The organism is Herminiimonas fonticola, assembly GCF_003293745.1.
In the GTDB taxonomy this organism is placed as follows: domain Bacteria; phylum Pseudomonadota; class Gammaproteobacteria; order Burkholderiales; family Burkholderiaceae_D; genus Oxalicibacterium; species Oxalicibacterium fonticola.
Map to the genome: position 1 here is coordinate 313,689 of NZ_PTLZ01000001.1, position 17,586 is coordinate 331,274.

General features: G+C 53.5%; 14 protein-coding genes and 1 riboswitch. Of the genes, 6 read left to right on the forward strand and 8 right to left on the reverse strand.

The features are described from left to right. Positions 1-20 precede the first annotated feature (20 nt). Genes Hfont_RS01575 through Hfont_RS01585 form a run of 3 tightly spaced genes read right to left on the reverse strand, consistent with a single transcriptional unit; the run spans position 21 to position 3,906 of the window. A complete protein-coding gene (locus Hfont_RS01575; protein ID WP_112990495.1) occupies positions 21-2,375 on the reverse strand; it encodes a bifunctional diguanylate cyclase/phosphodiesterase in 2,355 nt (784 codons plus the stop codon). After that, positions 2,372-2,986 carry a methylamine utilization protein gene (locus Hfont_RS01580; protein WP_112990496.1) on the reverse strand — a complete coding sequence of 205 codons (615 nt, stop codon included), beginning with the start codon at positions 2,984-2,986 and terminating at the stop codon, positions 2,372-2,374. Before Hfont_RS01580 ends, Hfont_RS01575 begins: the two co-directional genes overlap by 4 nt. Continuing rightward, entirely contained in the window at positions 2,983-3,906 is a 924-nt protein-coding gene (locus Hfont_RS01585) for a DUF4394 domain-containing protein (RefSeq protein ID WP_241522978.1), read from the reverse strand. The genes Hfont_RS01580 and Hfont_RS01585 overlap by 4 nt, the downstream gene beginning before the upstream one ends. Positions 3,907-4,160: 254 nt before the next feature. Between Hfont_RS01585 and Hfont_RS01590 the strand changes: the two genes are divergently transcribed. Further along, positions 4,161-4,721, forward strand: coding sequence for a porin family protein (locus Hfont_RS01590; RefSeq protein ID WP_112990497.1), 561 nt, complete (start codon positions 4,161-4,163; stop codon positions 4,719-4,721). 75 nt (positions 4,722-4,796) lie between these two features. On the opposite strand, the gene cphA is transcribed toward Hfont_RS01590, so the two are convergent. Together cphA and Hfont_RS01600 are read right to left on the reverse strand one after the other, a co-directional pair. Further along, positions 4,797-7,364: a cyanophycin synthetase gene (gene cphA / locus Hfont_RS01595; RefSeq protein ID WP_112990498.1), complete on the reverse strand. Its 2,568-nt coding sequence runs from the start codon at positions 7,362-7,364 to the stop codon at positions 4,797-4,799. Positions 7,365-7,495: 131 nt separating this feature from the next. Continuing rightward, a complete protein-coding gene (locus Hfont_RS01600) occupies positions 7,496-9,670 on the reverse strand; it encodes a cyanophycin synthetase (RefSeq protein ID WP_112990499.1) in 2,175 nt (724 codons plus the stop codon). A 231-nt stretch (positions 9,671-9,901) separates the two neighbouring features. Here Hfont_RS01600 and Hfont_RS01605 point away from each other — a divergent pair, with 231 nt between their 5' ends. The 3 genes from Hfont_RS01605 to Hfont_RS01615 are packed head-to-tail and all read left to right on the forward strand — an operon-like array spanning position 9,902 to position 13,688. Further along, positions 9,902-12,160, forward strand: coding sequence for a cyanophycin metabolism-associated ABC transporter (locus Hfont_RS01605; protein ID WP_112990500.1), 2,259 nt, complete (start codon positions 9,902-9,904; stop codon positions 12,158-12,160). Continuing rightward, entirely contained in the window at positions 12,157-12,648 is a 492-nt protein-coding gene (locus Hfont_RS01610; protein ID WP_112990501.1) for a cyanophycin metabolism-associated DUF1854 family protein, read from the forward strand. The genes Hfont_RS01605 and Hfont_RS01610 overlap by 4 nt, the downstream gene beginning before the upstream one ends. 59 nt (positions 12,649-12,707) lie before the next feature. Beyond that, the gene (locus Hfont_RS01615; protein WP_112991646.1) at positions 12,708-13,688 is read left to right on the forward strand and encodes an NAD(P)H-dependent flavin oxidoreductase; all 981 of its coding nucleotides are present in this window, start codon (positions 12,708-12,710) and stop codon (positions 13,686-13,688) included. Positions 13,689-13,743: 55 nt separating this feature from the next. On the opposite strand, the gene Hfont_RS01620 is transcribed toward Hfont_RS01615, so the two are convergent. The 3 genes from Hfont_RS01620 to Hfont_RS01630 all read right to left on the reverse strand — a co-directional run bounded on the left by Hfont_RS01620 (position 13,744) and on the right by Hfont_RS01630 (position 15,986). Next, on the reverse strand, positions 13,744-14,319 hold the full coding sequence (locus Hfont_RS01620) for a TMEM165/GDT1 family protein (RefSeq protein ID WP_112990502.1): 576 nt from the start codon (positions 14,317-14,319) through the stop codon (positions 13,744-13,746). 16 nt (positions 14,320-14,335) lie between these two features. After that, positions 14,336-14,505, reverse strand: a riboswitch (yybP-ykoY riboswitch). Between the two features lie 130 nt (positions 14,506-14,635). Then, on the reverse strand, positions 14,636-15,403 hold the full coding sequence (locus Hfont_RS01625; RefSeq protein ID WP_112990503.1) for a phytanoyl-CoA dioxygenase family protein: 768 nt from the start codon (positions 15,401-15,403) through the stop codon (positions 14,636-14,638). Between the two features lie 118 nt (positions 15,404-15,521). After that, complete coding sequence (locus Hfont_RS01630; protein WP_162845851.1) at positions 15,522-15,986, reverse strand: 2,4'-dihydroxyacetophenone dioxygenase family protein; 465 nt, start codon at positions 15,984-15,986, stop codon at positions 15,522-15,524. Positions 15,987-16,096: 110 nt separating this feature from the next. Here Hfont_RS01630 and Hfont_RS01635 point away from each other — a divergent pair, with 110 nt between their 5' ends. Both Hfont_RS01635 and Hfont_RS01640 read left to right on the forward strand, forming a co-directional pair. Further along, positions 16,097-16,651, forward strand: coding sequence for a glutaredoxin family protein (locus tag Hfont_RS01635; RefSeq protein WP_241522979.1), 555 nt, complete (start codon positions 16,097-16,099; stop codon positions 16,649-16,651). 66 nt (positions 16,652-16,717) lie between these two features. Continuing rightward, the gene (locus Hfont_RS01640) at positions 16,718-17,551 is read left to right on the forward strand and encodes an aldo/keto reductase (RefSeq protein WP_112990505.1); all 834 of its coding nucleotides are present in this window, start codon (positions 16,718-16,720) and stop codon (positions 17,549-17,551) included. Positions 17,552-17,586: the final 35 nt, after the last annotated feature.

Consider the following 17,586-nt stretch of genomic DNA (forward strand, 5'->3'; position numbering starts at 1 on the left):
TATTGTCAATTATCAAACGTTTAGATAGACGCATTCCAGCGCGCTCTCCATTCAACAAACTCGTTGAATGGCATGGGTTTGGCGATGAAATATCCTTGTGCCTCGTCGCAATCAAGCTCACGTAATTTATCCAGCAGTGCCTTGTTTTCCACGCCTTCTGCGACTACCGATAAACCAAGATTGTGGGCAAGATCGATAGTCGAGCGAACGATCTTGGCATCGCTTTCGTCCCTGTCCATCGCCATCACGAATGACTTATCTATCTTCAGTTCGTTGACTGGAAGGCGTTTGAGATAGGCGAGAGAAGAGAAACCAGTGCCGAAGTCGTCAATCGAAAGCTTGAATCCCTGTTCGGATAATTTATACAGTGTGGCTTCTGCGCGTTGCGGATCGTCCATGATGGCGCTTTCTGTAATTTCCAGACAAAAGGCGGAAGGCGATACGCCGCTATCTTGCATGATGCTCGACAAACGCTGCGGAAAATCCGGATCCATCAAGTCGCGCGTGGACAGATTAATGGCAATGCGCAAATTGCCTTCTGCAGGTTGGAGACTAAGCCATTGTTGCGCGGCTGTTTCAAACATCCAGATCGTCAATTGCCGCACAAAGCCGGTTTGTTCTGCAAACGGGATGAAATCCATCGGCGGTACCAGGCCACGTTGCGGATGCTGCCAGCGAATCAAGGCTTCGGCGGCGACGACTTGTCCGGTGGCAGTCGCTACTTTGGGTTGCAAGAACAAGCGCAGCTCGCCATTTTGCAAGGCATGGCGCAAATCGCTCAGCAGCGATAAAGTCAGCGTGCTGGAGGAGTCGAGTGTCGGTGTGTAAAACAAAACGCCGGCGATTTGCGCCTTCGCTGCATGCATCGCGATTTCTGAACGACTTAACAAAAGATCCGCATCTGCCGCATCTGCTGGCCAGCATGCCACGCCCATGCTGGCACTCAGATCGACGGTTTGCTCATCTAGCGCTAAAGGTGCTTCAAATGCTTTGCTAACTTGCTCGGTAATGGCAAGTGCGCTTTGCGCATCTGACTGTGCCAGCAAAATGGCAAATTCGTCACCTGCCAAACGCGCCACCAGATTGCCTTCACCAGAAATCTGCTGCCGTAAACGTGCGGCTACGGCCTTGAGCAATTCATCGCCGAACGCGTAGCCGAGTACATCATTGACGTGTTTGAAGCGATCCAAATTTAATGTGATGACGGCTAATGGCGCCGCGCTATCTCGACTCTTGTCGATTGCTGCCTTGAGTGTCTCGCGAAATTTTTCGCGATTCGGCAAGCCGGTCAGGCGGTCCCAATAAGCGAGACGCAGAATTTCTTCTCTTTGTGCCGCAATGCTGGTGCGCATGCTGTCGAAGCCGTTTGCGAGCAGGCCGACTTCATCACCACGATTTTTTCCGGAAACAGCGACATCGAAATTTCCGGAGGCTAAAGCTTTGGCCAGCAGGGTTAATTCTTTTAAAGGTTGCGTGACCCAGCGTGCAGCTTGTTGACTACCCACGGCAAAGAGCAATACGCCACCCAGGGTGATCAAGCCCAGCATCCACTGCAGTTGGGCAAACGGGGCATTGACTTCGGCGATGGAGCGCATCAACACCACTTGCAGTGCACCGCCTAAAGCGTCGATAGAAACGTAGCGCGCGACCATGCTGTCGCCGTTGATTTCCACTCCTTGCGCGCCGACTTGCGCTGCACGCAGAACAGCTTCGTGTTGCTCGGGCAAGGTCGTCAGTTTCAACTCATGAGTGTCGACATTTTCGCCTGATAGTAGAGTCACGTGTACACCGGACAAACGCTTCAGATCATCCAGCAAAGGTTGGCTGATAGGGAAGCCCATCAGCACCCAGCCGACTGTCAGCGGTGCGCGTACCGGTATCATCACGAATTGATATACGCCACCATTCACCAGTGCAATCCGGCTACCATCGACATCCTTGGATAATGTGGTGGCGATATTACTTAAAACATTGGCGACCATGGCATCGCTGCTGCCAGTCTGACTGGAGCTGACAAGATTGAGGCCTGGATCGAGTAGGGCGGTAATCGATGCGCCTATGCGTTCGCCGCTGTTTTCCAGTGCTGAAGAGATGGTTTCCTTGTCGCCAGTGGTGACGGCAGAACGAAATCCATAGTCTGCTGCCAGCACGATAGATGCCTCGCGCAAGCGCTGTGCATTTTGTTGTAGCAAACGATCCCAGATACGTTCACTTACCCTGAGATCAGATACGATTTCATTTCGTACTTGTCGTTCAACTGCGGCACGTACCGCCCAGAAACCTGCAACCTGCACGGCCAGCAATAATGCCAGCATCACGATGACGATACGCGACGACAGGCTCATACCGCTCAGACGTTGTTTCCAGCTACTCATTGCGACCCTAATCCTTTCAGGGTCACTTTGACAGTTTCGTCAGCGCTGCCAATTTTGAATGTCTGTTTTTGAGCTGGCGAGCCGATCGGGAGGCGGCTGTGCCAGATCCGCAAACTGTAATCTCCGGTCGGCACCTCATTGATAGACAGCACACCATTGGCTGTAGTGATGCCATAAAACGGCGTGTCGACGACGAGAATGTAGGCAATCATCTGGTCATGAATATTACATCCCATGACCACTACGCCAGCCTGATCGAATACGACAGGATTGGTCGGCGTGCCTACATATAGCTTGAGTTCAAAACGTTTGGCTGGTGAGAATGAATACACATGGTGGCGCACCGTATCGATATTCGGAAACGACACGCTGGTGCCAGTCGGAATTACCAACAGCGATGGGATGAAGGCTTTATCCCTTTGTGCCATTTGCGCGAGCGGTAATGGTTTGGCAAGACGTTTGGCTTGCGCAGACTCAAGGAAAACCACCGCATCGCGCAGAGGTTTGCCGGATTCATCCAGCACAGTTACGCTGACATTGCCGGCAACAGCACTGGCCGCAACCAAACTGCCAAGCAGCAGCCTCGCCAAATGTGCCGCTACACGGTTCATGGTTCTATGGCCAAGCCTACAACCGGTTCACCGTTACCTAAGATACCCAAAGGGTTTGCGTGTCCTGATTTCAAATCAATTTGAACCAGACGAGTTTTGCCTGAATTTGCCGTACGCACCGCCGCTAACGGTACATTATTCAGATCGGAAATATCGAAAGATGCATCTTCCAATTTGCCCAGTCCTAGCGAGCCGATCGTCGTCAACTGGCCTAGATTAGGTGACACAACCGGTTGCGCATCTTCTTGTGAACCTTGCATCAGCAATGCACCCAAGGAGCGGTCGATGGCGTAGTTGGTGGTGAGTTTTTCATTCTTTTTGTTATAGGTATACGCGGCAGCGACGACATCCGGCTTCTTGCCGGCATTGATATCGCCTGCAGCAAAACTGAGCGATGGATCTGCCTGTACGCCATCTGTTTTCAGATCGAAGTCGACTTGTGCGCCGGTCTCAGGATGCAATCTCAGATTGAGGCCGCCGGATGAAACGACACGAATACGATCAGCAGCAGGATTGAAATCAAAGCCCATTGTTTGGCCTTGCAAGCCCGGGATCGCAGCAGTTGCGCCAACTGGCGAGACTGCTGCAGTATCGGTATTGATAGTGTAGATACGTCCGATTTGGCTTAATCCAAACAACACACCGCGCGATACACGGTAATCGATTCCCACCAGTTTTTCACCGTTGGTCAGTCCCTTGATCGGTTTGCGTTGCAGCACCTTGCCTGGTGCTGCCGCATTCACTTGAATTAATTCATTTGACGCGGTGACAGCCCAGACCGAAGTAGGTAATGCAGCTTGCGAAAGCTTGGGCGTTTGTGCCAGTGCATGCGTCATCAATGCAGTGCTTGATGCTGCAATAACGGAAATGTACAAGCAGCGATTCCATGCAGAGCGTGAAGGGCTTTTTACTTTCGGCATGGCGGTTCCTTAAAAGTCGTTTGGCAGATTTATATGGCGGCAAAGAATGTAAACGGCGCATCAGATATGTATTTCAAATAATGCAGGTCTGATGCTGCAAAGAATTTAAATACTACAGGAAAAGAGTTCGATTCTTCCTGAACAGTGGCGCTCTTTTACCCATATTCATGGGATGGCGGCATTGCTTGATATAAAGATAAGATCTTGCCCGGGAATACACCTCAATCACGTAAATCAAATTCGAAAGTGAAATAATGAAACAAGCCTTGTTGGTCGCGGTTCTTGGTATGACTTTATCTGTTCCTGTTATTGCCTATGCAGACGGTGCTTATGTTGGTTTAAATGCAGGACGTACGGATCAGAAAGTTTTTGCCGAAGGAATAAGTGGTACGGCAAAGGATACGACAACAGGCTACAAGCTTTATGGTGGCTATGACTTCAACAAGAACTTTGGTGTTGAAGGTGGGTATATGGATTCAGGTGACGGTAAGGCAGTTTTCTCCAATGGCTTTTTTGTCTCAGGGAAAACAACATCACTGTATGTTGCCGCGACCAGTACTTTGCCTTTAAGTGAGCAGTTTTCCGTGTTTGCAAAAGCAGGCGTGGCAACCAGCCGCGCAAAGCTTCACAATTCCGTCGGGGACTATTTTGATGAGCGTACTACTTCGCCAGTATTGGGAATCGGTGCTGCATATGCCTTCAATAAAAATATCGCTTTAGTTATTGAATATGAAAATTTTGGAAAATCAGTAAAAATCGAAAATGATTATGTAAAAACAGAATTGTTGTCGGTAGGTCTTCGCTACAAATTCTAATCGCTCATTCTTAAAAAATAAAAGCCGGCTTTTACGCCGGCTTTTATTTTATGCAGATTGCTTAAAATGCTTTTATCAACTCTGCACACGCGCTGCGATATGGGCTAGTGCTTCTTCCACTTGATCAACCAGAACCAGGCAGAGGTCGCCAGCTTGCAGGCTTTCCAGCGCGGTATCGATCGCGAGGAATTCGCCGTGAATTTCTTTGACCGATTGCGTGCGCTTGGCTTTTGCCAGACCTTCACGCAACAAGCCCAATACTTCACCGTCAGCACGACCGCGTTGACATTGATCTTCGTACAGAATCACGTCATCGAATGCATCGCCGAGGATTTCAGTTTGGCGGCGCAAATCTTCATCGCGCCTGTCACCGGCACCGCTGATGACGACCATGCGGCGTTTGGCGGGCATGGATTCTACTGCTCGCGTCAGTGCTTCGATCGCATCCGGATTGTGGCCGTAATCAGCGATGACGGTTGCGCCGCGATGGGAGAACAGGTTGAAGCGACCAGGCGTGGTCGCTGCGCTGTTTTCAAATGTGCGCAAACCAGTCAACACGATATTCCAGTCCAGGCCCAGGCCCCATGCTGCGCCTATAGCGGCCATGGCATTTTCTACCTGGAAGCCGATCAAGCCATTGTGTGTGATTGAGATATCGGAAAGCTTGATGCGATGTTCGAAGCTGCCTTCGGCGGCCACAATTTCAGTCCCATCCACATATACGACACGATTGCCTTGCGCGCGGTGTGTGGCGAGTACCGCTTGATGAACGTCTTTTGCAAAGAAGGTCACGCTACCGCTGCAGCTGGCAGCCATGTTGGCGACCATAGGATCAGCGGCGTTCAAGACGGCAGTACCGTTAGGCGCTACGTTTTGCACGATGACGCGTTTGACGACGGCCAGATCTTCGACGGTTGAAATGAAGTTCAAGCCGAGGTGATCGCCGACGCCAATGTTGGTGACGACCGCGACGTTGCAACGATCAAAGCCGAGGCCTTCGCGCAAGACGCCGCCACGCGCGGTTTCAAAAACAGCTGCGTCTACATCGGGATGCATCAAGACATTGCGTGCGCTGCGTGGACCGCTGCAGTCGCCGGTATCGATACGTTCATTTTCGATGTACACGCCATCGGTGCTGGTCATGCCGACGCGATGTTTGTTCGCTTGCAAGATGTGCGCGATCAAACGGACGGTGGTGGTTTTGCCGTTGGTGCCGGCAACTGCGACAACCGGAATGCGGCCATCGTCGCCTTCGGCAAACATGGTGGAAATAATTGCTTCGCCGACCGGGCGGCCTTTGCCGAACGATGGACGGATGTGCATGCGCAAGCCAGGTGCAGCATTGACTTCAACGATGCCGCCACCTTGTTCTTCCATGGTCTTGTTGACAGTTTCGCAAACCAGATCGACGCCGCAGATATCGAGGCCGATCATTTGTGCGGCCTCAATCACGCGCGCTGCCATCTCTGGATGCACATCGTCGGTGACGTCTGTTGCGATACCGCCGGTACTCAGGTTTGCGTTGTTGCGCAGCAGGACTGGCGAACCTTTGGCTGGAATACTGGACAGGACGTAATTCTGTTTCTCCAGCGTTGCCACGGTAGTGCTGTCGACCTTGATTTTAGTCAGTGGTGTGGCATGACCATCACCGCGCAATGGATCCAGATTGACCTGGTCGATCAATTGCTGAATCGTTTGTACGCCATCGCCTATGACTTCCGGCGGCGTGCGGCGTGCGGCAGCGATCAATTGCTTGCCGACCACGAGGAAGCGGTAATCCTGTCCGGAAATATAACGCTCGATCACTACATCGTCGCAAATGACTTGCGCTGCGGCAAAGCCGGCTTCGATTTCTTCGCGGGTTTTCAGGTTGACGGAAACGCCTTTGCCCTGATTGCCGTCACGTGGTTTGATGACGACGGCTGCGCCGATTTCGCCGGCAGCTTTCCACGCATCTTCTGCGGTAGTGACTGAGCGACCATCCGGGACGGGCACGCCAGCTGCACTTAACAGCAGCTTGGTCATTTCCTTGTCTTGCGCAATCGATTCGGCAATCGCGCTGGTGAAGCCGGTTTCCGCAGCCTGGATACGCAATTGTTTGCTACCCCAGCCGAACTGCACCATGCTGCCTTCGGTCAGGCGGCGATATGGAATGCCACGTGCAACCGCTGCATCGACGATGGAGCCAGTGCTTGGTCCGAGACGGATGTCTTCATCCAGTTCGCGCAAGCTGGCCAATGCAGTTGCCAGATTGAACAAAGTATCTTCCACTGCTGCGCGGCACAGGTTTTGTGCGAGTTCAAAGGCAAGACGGCCGACTGCTTCTTCAGTGTATTCGACGACGACCTGGTAAGTGTCTTTTTCGATGGTTGCTATGGTGCGGCTGAATGTCACCGGGCAACCGGCTTGCGCTTGCAAACCTAAAGCGGCGAACTCAAGCACGTCGGCCATGGAAAACGCCTGCTTCGGACGTGCGCTTTCTATGAATTTAATTTCAGGAAAGCGAGCGCGCAGACGGTCTTCGAAACCGGGAATTGCAGCAATGTCTTGTTCCGACTCATTGCACGACACAATGGCTTCGATCGACGTGTGCCGGCTCCAGAGATTGGGGCCGCGCAGGGCGCGAACGCGGGATATTTCCATGGACATCTTCCTTCTTGGCGCAGCAGCTGGCCGAATCTTGGCGCTGCGCGGCACTTTGTTATTTGATGCGCTAGTGTAAACCGCATCCGTCTCTTTATTGGTGTGATATGCAAAAACAGTGCTCATGGCGTTTAGGCGGCGATGGCCGCTTCGGTTGGTTCAAACGACTCAATCCCGACGCGCATCAAGTCGGGGCTGACGCCAAGTGCCCATGCTGCTGCAATGGCGGCTAATACAGTTTCGATGTTCAGGTTTGCGTGATTTTGTGTGGCGTTAGGGATCAGAGTTTCTTCCTTGCCTGATGCCAGCACAATCTGACCGTCACGCAAGAAGACGGCGCGTTGGCCTTGTTCCAGATGCGTAGCGATGGAGGCAACACTGGCTGATGCAGCAAAGAAAATCACGCTGCCATCACACAAAGAAGCCAGTTCGGCGACCCGCGCATCGGCGGCATTCAATACCGCGACGCCGGTTGGCAACACGACATCGACCTGCGTGCGCGCGACGCGGCTGCTCATCTGGTCGGCATCATCGATATAGAATTCCGGCAGGCTGCCAGTCGGATCGATATTTGTGACCACGCCAACCTGGCACCAGTCGTAGGCGAGGCCTTCCGACAGAATGGCTTTGCTGTCGTTTTCAAATACGGCGGTTTCGACCATGCGGTTAATCAGGACTTGACGCGAGGCATCCCAGTTGTCGCTGGATTTCTTCAAGACCTGGCGTTGATGCAGGAACAAACCATCCTTGCATGCGAGGCCGACGTAGGTGCCTTGCAGATGCAGCAACCATGCGATCAGGCGCGATACAGCGGTGGTGCCATGCGAGCCGGTCACGCCAACGATAGGGATGCGGCCGCTTTCATCTTCAGCAAACAAATGATCGACAATCGCGCGACCGACTGGACGAGCTGGGCCGTCGGCGGGTTTCAAATGCATCAGCAAACCCGGGCCGGCGTTGACTTCAACAATCGCTCCGCCTTGTTCAGCCAGTGGTTTGGAAATGTCTTCGACCACCAGATCGACACCAGCGATATCCAGACCGACGATGCGGGCGGCCAGCGCGGCGGTGGCGGCAACGCTAGGGTGAACCAGATCGGTTACATCGCAGGAGACATTGCCGTTACGTTGCACTAAAACGCGTTCGCCGTCTTTCGGTACGGATTCGGTCGTGAAGCCCTGACGTGCCAGTTGCAGCAAGACCGGGCGTGGATCATCGTCCGGATCGGTCAGGACCAGATTGAGCGGATGTTCTTCGCTGCTGCCGCGACGCGGATCGTTATTGAGTTGGCTCTCGATCAGTTGCATGACGGTGGATACGCCGTCGCCGGTGATCCATGCTTCTTCGCCGCGGGCAGCAGCGACCAGCTTGCCGCCGACGACCAGCAGACGGTGTTCGTCGCCGCGTACAAAGCGTTCGACGATGACGTCGCTGCTTTCCTGCTCAGCCAGTTCAAATGCGGCGCGTACTTCGGTTTCGGTATTGAGGTTAATCGACACACCGCGACCATGGTTGCCGTCGAGCGGCTTGACCACGACTGGCAGGCCGATACTTTCTGCTGCTTCCCATGCCGCGTTGGCGGAATCGACAATGCTGCCTTCCGGTACGGGTACGCCACATGACTGCAGCAGGGTTTTGGTGAGTTCCTTATCGCGCGAAATGGTTTCGGCAATCGCGCTGGTCTGGTCGGTTTCGGCAGTCCAGATGCGACGTTGTTTCACGCCGTAACCGAGTTGCACCAGATTGCCGTCGTTCAGACGCATCGATGGAATGCGTCTATCGGTGGCAGCTTCGACAATGCAGCCGGTGCTCGGACCTAGGGCGACGGATTCCAGAATGTTACGCAGATTGTCTACCGTCGATTTAACATCAAAGGGTTTGTCTTCGATGGCGGCCATTACCAAGTCGCGGGCGGCAACCAATGCGGCGCGGCTGACTTCTTCATGGCGGGCGCGGACGACGATTTTGTAGACGCCGCGTTTCGAGGTTTCGCGCGCTTTGCCGAAACCACTTTGCATGCCGGCAAGATTTTGCAGCTCTATCATCACGTGTTCCATGATGTGGCCTGGCCAAGTGCCTTCACGTACGCGCATCAAAAAGCCGCCGTGCACGCCGACGCCACAGTGATGTTCGACCAGGCTAGGCAGCCATGCGGTCAGACGTTCATAGAATCCAGGGATGGTATTGGATGGCGAGTCTTCCAGATCGCCAATATCTACCCATGCCTCAAGCACAGGACGATACGTCCAAATATTCGGTCCACGTAGACTCAGCACATCGATGATATCGATGGTTTTATTGTTCATTTTATAATGTGTGGGTGAGTGTCTAAGCCAAAACTGCTATGGCTAAAATTGAAGTAACGCTCTCGGCGTTCTTTGGTTTACTTGTTTCGCGATTATATTTCACGTGTCGCTAAATACGCAGCAACAAGTTGAGACGTTTGGATATACTTGCCGCAATATCGAGATAAAACCATATATTCTGGTCGCAAGTTCGATCAACATCCGTTCTTCACGAAACACCTTCCTGCCTTGATGAAAACTGCATTTCCAATATTATTACCAACAAAACAAGCACTTCCTGCGCTGTTGCAGGATGCAACTGGGCAATTGAGCAAGAATGAAATCATACTCGCCCATCTGGAACTTGATCTTGACCTGAGTCTGCATTTCGTCCCGGGCATCGTCATTTTGACGAATTTGCGCCTGTTGGCCCGTTCCCTGAACGAAACTGTTTGGCAAAGCTGGTCTTGCCACACCGCAGATCTGGCGCTCAAACACCACGATCATGCCGGCGTCGGTACGCTGGAATTACAAGATGCCACATCGCAGTTGGCCAGTTGGCGTTACACGCTGGCGCAAAATCCTGCCGCATTGGCATTACTGACGCAATTCGATCGCTTGCGCCATGAAATCACGACCGGGGTAAAGTCCGCGGTTGCCGATCAGGATGACGATGCGGAAGAAGAGGCAGATGCCGAAACTGACGGCGTTGCAGAAGAGCAAGCGCCATCGACGGCGTCGCTGTTTCGCTTGTGGCGTTTTGCGAAACCGTATCGCGGCCAATTGCTGGCCGGCTTCCTGCTGACGCTGGCGTCCACCGCCGCGACGCTGGTGCCACCGTACATGACGATGCCTTTGATGGATAACGTCCTGATCCCGTATCAAAACGGCGCGCCGCTCGACACCGCTTTGGTTGCGCTTTACCTCGGTGGCTTGTTCGGTGCGGCTTTGGTTGCCTGGAGTTTGGGCTGGGCCAAAACTTATATTCTGGCGCTGGTCAGCGAGCGCATAGGTGCAGATTTGCGCACCACCACTTACGAACATTTGTTGCGCCTGTCGCTGCAGTATTTCGGCGGCAAACGTACCGGCGATTTGATGACACGCATTGGTTCCGAGACCGATCGCATCTGCGTTTTCCTGTCGCTGCATTTACTGGATTTCTTCACTGATGTGTTGATGATCTTGATGACGGCGGTGATTCTGGCGTCTATCAATCCGTGGCTGGCCTTGGTCACCTTGTTGCCGCTGCCATTCATCGCATGGATGATTCATGTGGTGCGCGACAAATTGCGTAATGGTTTCGAAAAAGTGGATCGCATCTGGTCGCAAGTGACCAACGTGCTGGCCGATACAATACCCGGCATACGTGTGGTGAAAGCATTTGCGCAGGAAAAACGTGAAGCGGCGCGTTTCCGTGAAGCCAATAATCACAATTTGCTGATCAACGACAGAGTCAATAAAGTCTGGTCGCTGTTTTCACCTACCGTCACTTTCCTTACGGAAATCGGTTTGCTGGTGGTGTGGGCTTTCGGTATCTGGCAGGTGTCGCGCGGCATGGTCACGGTCGGTGTCCTGGTTGCATTTCTTGCCTACATCAGCCGTTTTTATACGCGCCTCGATTCCATGAGCCGTATCGTCTCGGTTACGCAAAAAGCGGCGACTGGTGCCAAGCGGATTTTCGATATCCTCGATCACGTTTCCAGCGTGCCGGAAGCAGCGAATCCGGTTCGGATGGAAAAAGTGCAGGGTCGCATCACGATACGCGACATTGGTTTCCGTTACGGTAATCGCGCGGTGATACGCGGTCTGGATCTGAATATTCAGCCGGGCGAAATGATAGGTCTGGTCGGTCATAGCGGTTCCGGCAAAAGTACGCTGGTTAATCTGATTTGCCGTTTCTATGATGTGTCAGAGGGCGCGATCATGGTTGATGGCGTGGATATCCGTGCTATCTCGATTCCGGAATATCGCCGCAATATCGGCCTCGTGTTGCAAGAGCCTTTCCTGTTCTTCGGCACGATTGCCGAAAACATTGCTTACGGCAAACCAAACGCAAGTCGCGAAGATATTATCGCGGCGGCGCGTGCCGCGAATGCGCATGAATTCATTTTGCGCCTGCCGCACGGTTACGATTCCATGGTCGGCGAACGCGGGCAAACCTTGTCCGGTGGCGAGCGCCAGCGCATTTCGATTGCGCGCGCCTTGCTGATCGATCCGCATATTCTAATTCTGGATGAGGCAACTTCATCCGTCGATACCACGACCGAACGCGAGATACAAAAAGCGTTGGACAATCTGGTGCGCGGCCGTACCACAATCGCGATCGCGCATCGTTTGTCTACCTTGCGTCGCGCTGATCGCATCGTTGTCATGGATAGAGGACAAATCGTGGAAGTCGGTTCGCACGACGATTTGCTGGCGCGCGAAGGTGCGTATTACAAGTTGTATCAGGCGCAACAACGGCAGGCCGAAGACATGCTGGAAGATAATGCAGGGAAGGAAACGGCATGAGCGACGTGCAATCAACTCAATCCAAACAGTTTCAACTCAGCCGCAATGCCTTCGGTAAATTGATTTACACCGCAGTCGGTGACGATGAGGTACATGAAGGCGTCGTGCCTGTGCGCGCGTTTCCTATCGCCGCACCGGATGTCGGCATCGCGCTTGTCAGCACCGATGGTCGCGAACTGGCGTGGATAGAAAAACTCAGTGACCTGCCGGATGCGATACGCTTGCTGCTGGAAGAAGAGTTGGCCAATCGCGAATTTCTGCCCGAGATCACGCAGATCAAGCATGTGTCTGTCTTCGCCTCACCGAGTACCTGGACCGTCGCCACTAATCGCGGCGATGCATTGCTGGTGCTGAAAGGCGAAGAAGATATACGTCGCATAGGCGAATCGGCATTGATCATCGCCGACACGCATGGCATTCAGTTCCTGATTCGCGATTTGAAAAAGCTGGATAAGCACAGCCGTAAACTGCTGGATCGATTCCTGTAATCGATTGCATGCACGCGGTGCAAATGCGCGCATGCAATCCTGCGAAAGGAGTAATGTTTATGTCCAGTCGTTCGCAAGATCATCTGCCTACGGTATTGCGAAATCTCGCGGTACCCGTCATCGGTGCGCCCATGTTCATTGCCAGCGGACCCGAACTGGTGCTGGCGCAATGCAAAGCCGGTATCGTTGGTGCTTTTCCGGCATTGAATGCACGGCCGGCCGAATTGCTGGATACGTGGTTGACCGAGATGCAGGCCGATCTGGCCGCATACAAAGTCGCACATCCGGATGCCATCATTGGCCCGATAGCCGTCAATCAAATCGTCCATCAATCGAACGACCGCCTCGCGCACGATGTCGCGGTTTGCGTCCAGCATCGCGTACCCATCATTATTTCATCGCTGCAGGCACCACCCAAAGAAATGATGGATGCGATACATGGTTACGGTGGCGTCGTATTACACGACGTGATCTCTATTCGGCATGCCAAAAAAGCGCTGGAAGCGGGTGTCGATGGCTTGATCCTGGTCGCCGCAGGTGCCGGCGGTCATGCCGGAACCTTGTCGCCATTCGCGCTGGTCGGCGAGGTACGGAAATTCTTTCACGGGCCGATTGCCTTGTCGGGCGCAATCGCAAGTGGCGATGCAGTGCTGGCTGCGCAGGCGATGGGAGCCGATTTTGCGTATATAGGGTCGCGCTGGCTGGCGACGAAAGAAGCCAATGTCGATGAAGCTTATCGGCAGGCACTCGTGACATCAACGGCTGCCGATATCGTCTATAGCAATTTGTTTACTGGCGTGCATGGCAATTATTTGAGGAAATCCATCATCAACATGGGGCTGGATCCGGATAATTTGCCGCAAGCTGACAAGACGACGATGAACTTCGGTTCTGGTAGTGCCAACCAGGTCAAGGCATGGCGCGATATTTGGGGCGCGGGCCAAGGTGTGGGCATGGTCGACGCTGTCACCAGCGTGGCGGACGCGGTGCAGCGCCTGATTGTCGAATACGGGGCGGCAAAAGCACGCATGCAGATTTAAATCTGTCATTTTTGGCAATGCAAAAATGACAGATGACGGCAATCGTGATGCCTACTTAAAAACCAAAGCGTGCGCCCGCACCCATCAAGGTCGCAACACCTAATACAGCAAAAATCACAGCCGCAATCCGGTGCACGATTTTCACCGGCATCCGATTGGCAATCTTGTCGCCGAAATAAACTGCAGGCGCATTCGCCAGCATCATGCCGAATGTAGTGCCGGCTACCACCCAAACAAATGAATGGTATTGCGCCGCCAGTGCGACAGTCGCTATTTGCGTTTTGTCGCCCATCTCCGCCAGAAAGAAGGCAATCAGTGTGGTCATGAAGACGCCGTACTTTGCGAGCTTGGTATCGCCTTCATCGAGTTTGTCCGGTATCAGTACCCAGCCAGCCATCAACAGGAAGGAAATGCCGAGCACCCAACGCAAAGTTTCCGGTCCGAGCACGGTCGTGATCCAGGTGCCGATAGCCGCTGCGAATGCGTGATTGGCAATCGTCGCGACCAGAATGGCGAGCACGATGGGCAAAGGACGGCGAAATTTTGCTGCGAGGAGAAAAGCGAGTAGTTGCGTTTTGTCGCCGATTTCAGCGAGGGCAACGATGCCGGTAGAGACGAAGAATGCTTCCATTGTGGGGGTAAACTTTCGGGGCCGGATGATAACCAAAGCACAAACAGCGACCCCGGCCCATGCGGTCGTCATTTGAGCTATGGTCTCGCCAAATCTTTCGATTATCTGCACCATGGCCTGCGGGCCAAGAGTGTTGATGCAGATTCCTTAGTTGACTAAGGCCGGCTACTCCCCAACGTTCGAGGCGAATGATAGCAGAGCTCGCCGGGTTTTGCTTGCAGTGTGTTTTTGTTGGCAGGGAATTATTGCTGTTTATTTAATTTAAAACGCAGAGCACAGTCGCGCTTTCAGTTTGCGCTAACTTGCGACTGGCGGATTAATCAGTCAATCGCACATCAGGTGATGCAGCGGAGCGGCTGCCAGGGACGGCTTGATTGCTGTTGCCGTGATAAGCGAATGCGACGGAAGTCTTGACGGCGGGCGTCGCGTTCACACCGGCTGCGTGAAACAGTCGGCTATGAAAAAACACGACGTCGCCCTGCTGCAGTTCGACCGCTTTCCCTTGCGCGAATATCGCCTGATTGGCTGGATGTTCAGGCCGTAAAAAATCCAGTTCATCGAGCTGTTCAGGTGCGATGTGCAAACGATGTGAGCCGGGGATGAATTTCAAGCCGCCGTTGTCTGGTGTCTCATCACCCAATGCCAACCACACGCAAATCAGATCAGGTTGCGTGAAAGACCAGTAGCGAATGTCGCGATGCCATCCGGTTGCGGTGCCGTATTGTGGATGTTTGGTCATCACGCAGTTGTGGTGCGCCAGTGTCAGGCAAACCGGTTCATCGAATAATTGGCGCAGCTTGGAAACCACGCGCGCATCTTCGGCCCAATCGTGAAAACATGCATCACGATCGTAAGCACCGCGCAAACGACGTACGGTTCGGCCGCCTTCGGCTTCCAGTGAAGCAGGCGCGCCCGCATAACCGAGTTCGGCTTCGTATTCCAGCGGTGGCAACGCAGCTTGCAGTTGTAAGGCCGCAACCGCGAGCATGTGTTCGCACGCTGCAGGCCCCAGCATTGCGCGGAAAACCAGATAACCGTCTTTCTCGAACTGCGTGATCTGTTCGTGCGAAAGTGCGTGCGCCATTGTCCTAGTGTTTGCCTTGCTCATCTTGAGTGCTGTTGTGGTTTTAAGTCGATTCCAAGCTTGTCAGTGTAGCGCCAGTTCATGCTACTTGCTGGTCGGATTCGTGAGGAGATGGACTTTACTCGCCGGCGGCCTGGAAATTGTGGCCGGCAGCTTTCCATTTGTCGACGTGCCATTTCCAGTTGATGCGGCCAGTCAGATTGCCTTCATCGTCCAAACCTTCTACTGGCCCGTGGAATACGGCGAACATCACAGCACCGTTCGGACTAACCGGCTGATGCACCGCGCCATCGCTTTCCCACAGATAGCAGCCGGTTTCAAATGGGCGTTCCGGTTCATCGCGATAGTGGAATCCACCTTCCAGCATATAGCCTTCGACGGCGCCAACGTGGCGATGGATAGGTGCCGCCGCGCCTGCGTCAAATTTGATCAGCAGGGTAAAGCGGCCGGTGACGGCGTCTGCATGCAGCAATTTGAAATGCGCGCCTGGCATTGCCCACGGCAACCAATCCATATTTTGCGGATGGCAGGTATACAGGGTGCCGATCTGGGTTGGCGGCTGTTTCGTTTCTGATTTGTTCATCGTGTTATTTGCTGTTGCTTGATCAAGCTGTTTATCGTGCGCATGCCACTGTTGCGGCATGTAGTTGTATCTGTTCGGCCCAGTTTAGGCGCGAATCACATTTACGTATAATGAAAAAATTCGAACTCACTCATTCCACCATGACGCGCATCTGCCCGAAGTGTTCCTACGTTCGTAAACCGACCGATGAAGCGCCGGAATGGCAATGCCCATCTTGCCAGGTCGCCTATATCAAGGCATCCGGCGAGCCGGTATCCGCCAATTACGGTCGCTACAGCGCATCGGCTGCAAAAGACAAATCATCGTCCGGCGCGCTCAAGTGGGTAGTCATACTTGCCGTATTCGGGGCGGGTCTCTACTTCAGCAAGCCGTTCTGGTCTGGCAAGCCGACATCAACAGTCGCGGTAGCCAATGCCGCGCAGCCGGAAGTGACATTGTATGCCACTGAGTGGTGCGGCTATTGTGCAGCCACGCGTCAGTTGTTTGAGGCGAACGGAATTGCATATACCGAACTCGATATTGAAAAATCCAGCGCCGGTTACGAAGGCCACAAAAAGCTGAATGGCAATGGCGTACCTTTGATCGTTATTGGTGACAAGGTCATACGTGGTTACAGCGAAGGCGAAATACGTTCGAGCCTGCAGCCATGGTTCAATAAAACCTGATTCAGGCCATCATTCAGCACTTCAGGACGAGCGCTTTGGTACCGCCTGAAAAACATAAAGATAGCTATGCGTAAAACTAAACTTCCTTCTGGCGAATCCATCCCGGTACTCGGTCAGGGCACCTGGTATATGGGCGATGAGCCGCGTCGCCGTGCTGAAGAAATTGCCACGCTGCGCCTGGGCCTCGATCTCGGCATGAGCCTGATCGATACCGCAGAAATGTATGGTGATGGCGCATCCGAAAAATTAGTCGGTGAAGCCATTGCCGGTCGTCGCGATGAAGTTTTTCTGGTCAGCAAAGTATTGCCCGGCAATGCATCGCGCAGCGGCACGATTGCAGCATGCGAGCGTAGTCTGAAACGAATGGGCACGGATCGTATCGATCTGTACTTGTTGCATTGGCGCGGCCACACGCCGTTTGCCGAAACCATCGCTGCCTTTGAAGCATTGCAGGATGCAGGAAAAATCCGTCATTGGGGTGTCAGCAATATGGATGTCGACGACATGCGCGAAATCGCACGCGCATCCGGCGGCGATGCAATTTCTACCAATCAGGTGCTGTACAACCTGACGCGCCGCGGCATTGAATACGATCTGTTGCCGCAAGCGCAAGCCCGAGGATTGCCCTTGATGGCGTATTCGCCTATAGAGCAGGGACGCTTGACCGAATATCCGGAAGTCGAAGAGATTGCAGACAAGCATGGCGTCACACCTGCGCAGATTGCACTCGCCTGGGTATTGCGGCAGCAAGGTGTGATTGCGATTCCAAAGGCATCGACGCTCAGCCATGTGCAAGAGAATCGCGCTGCGCTGGAAGTCAAATTGACGGCGGAAGATCTGGCGGAACTGGATGAAGTCTTCCCGCCGCCAACTGGACCGGAATCGCTGGAAATGCTTTGATTGCAAGTTAGAGATTGCCTGCAATCTCTAACCTG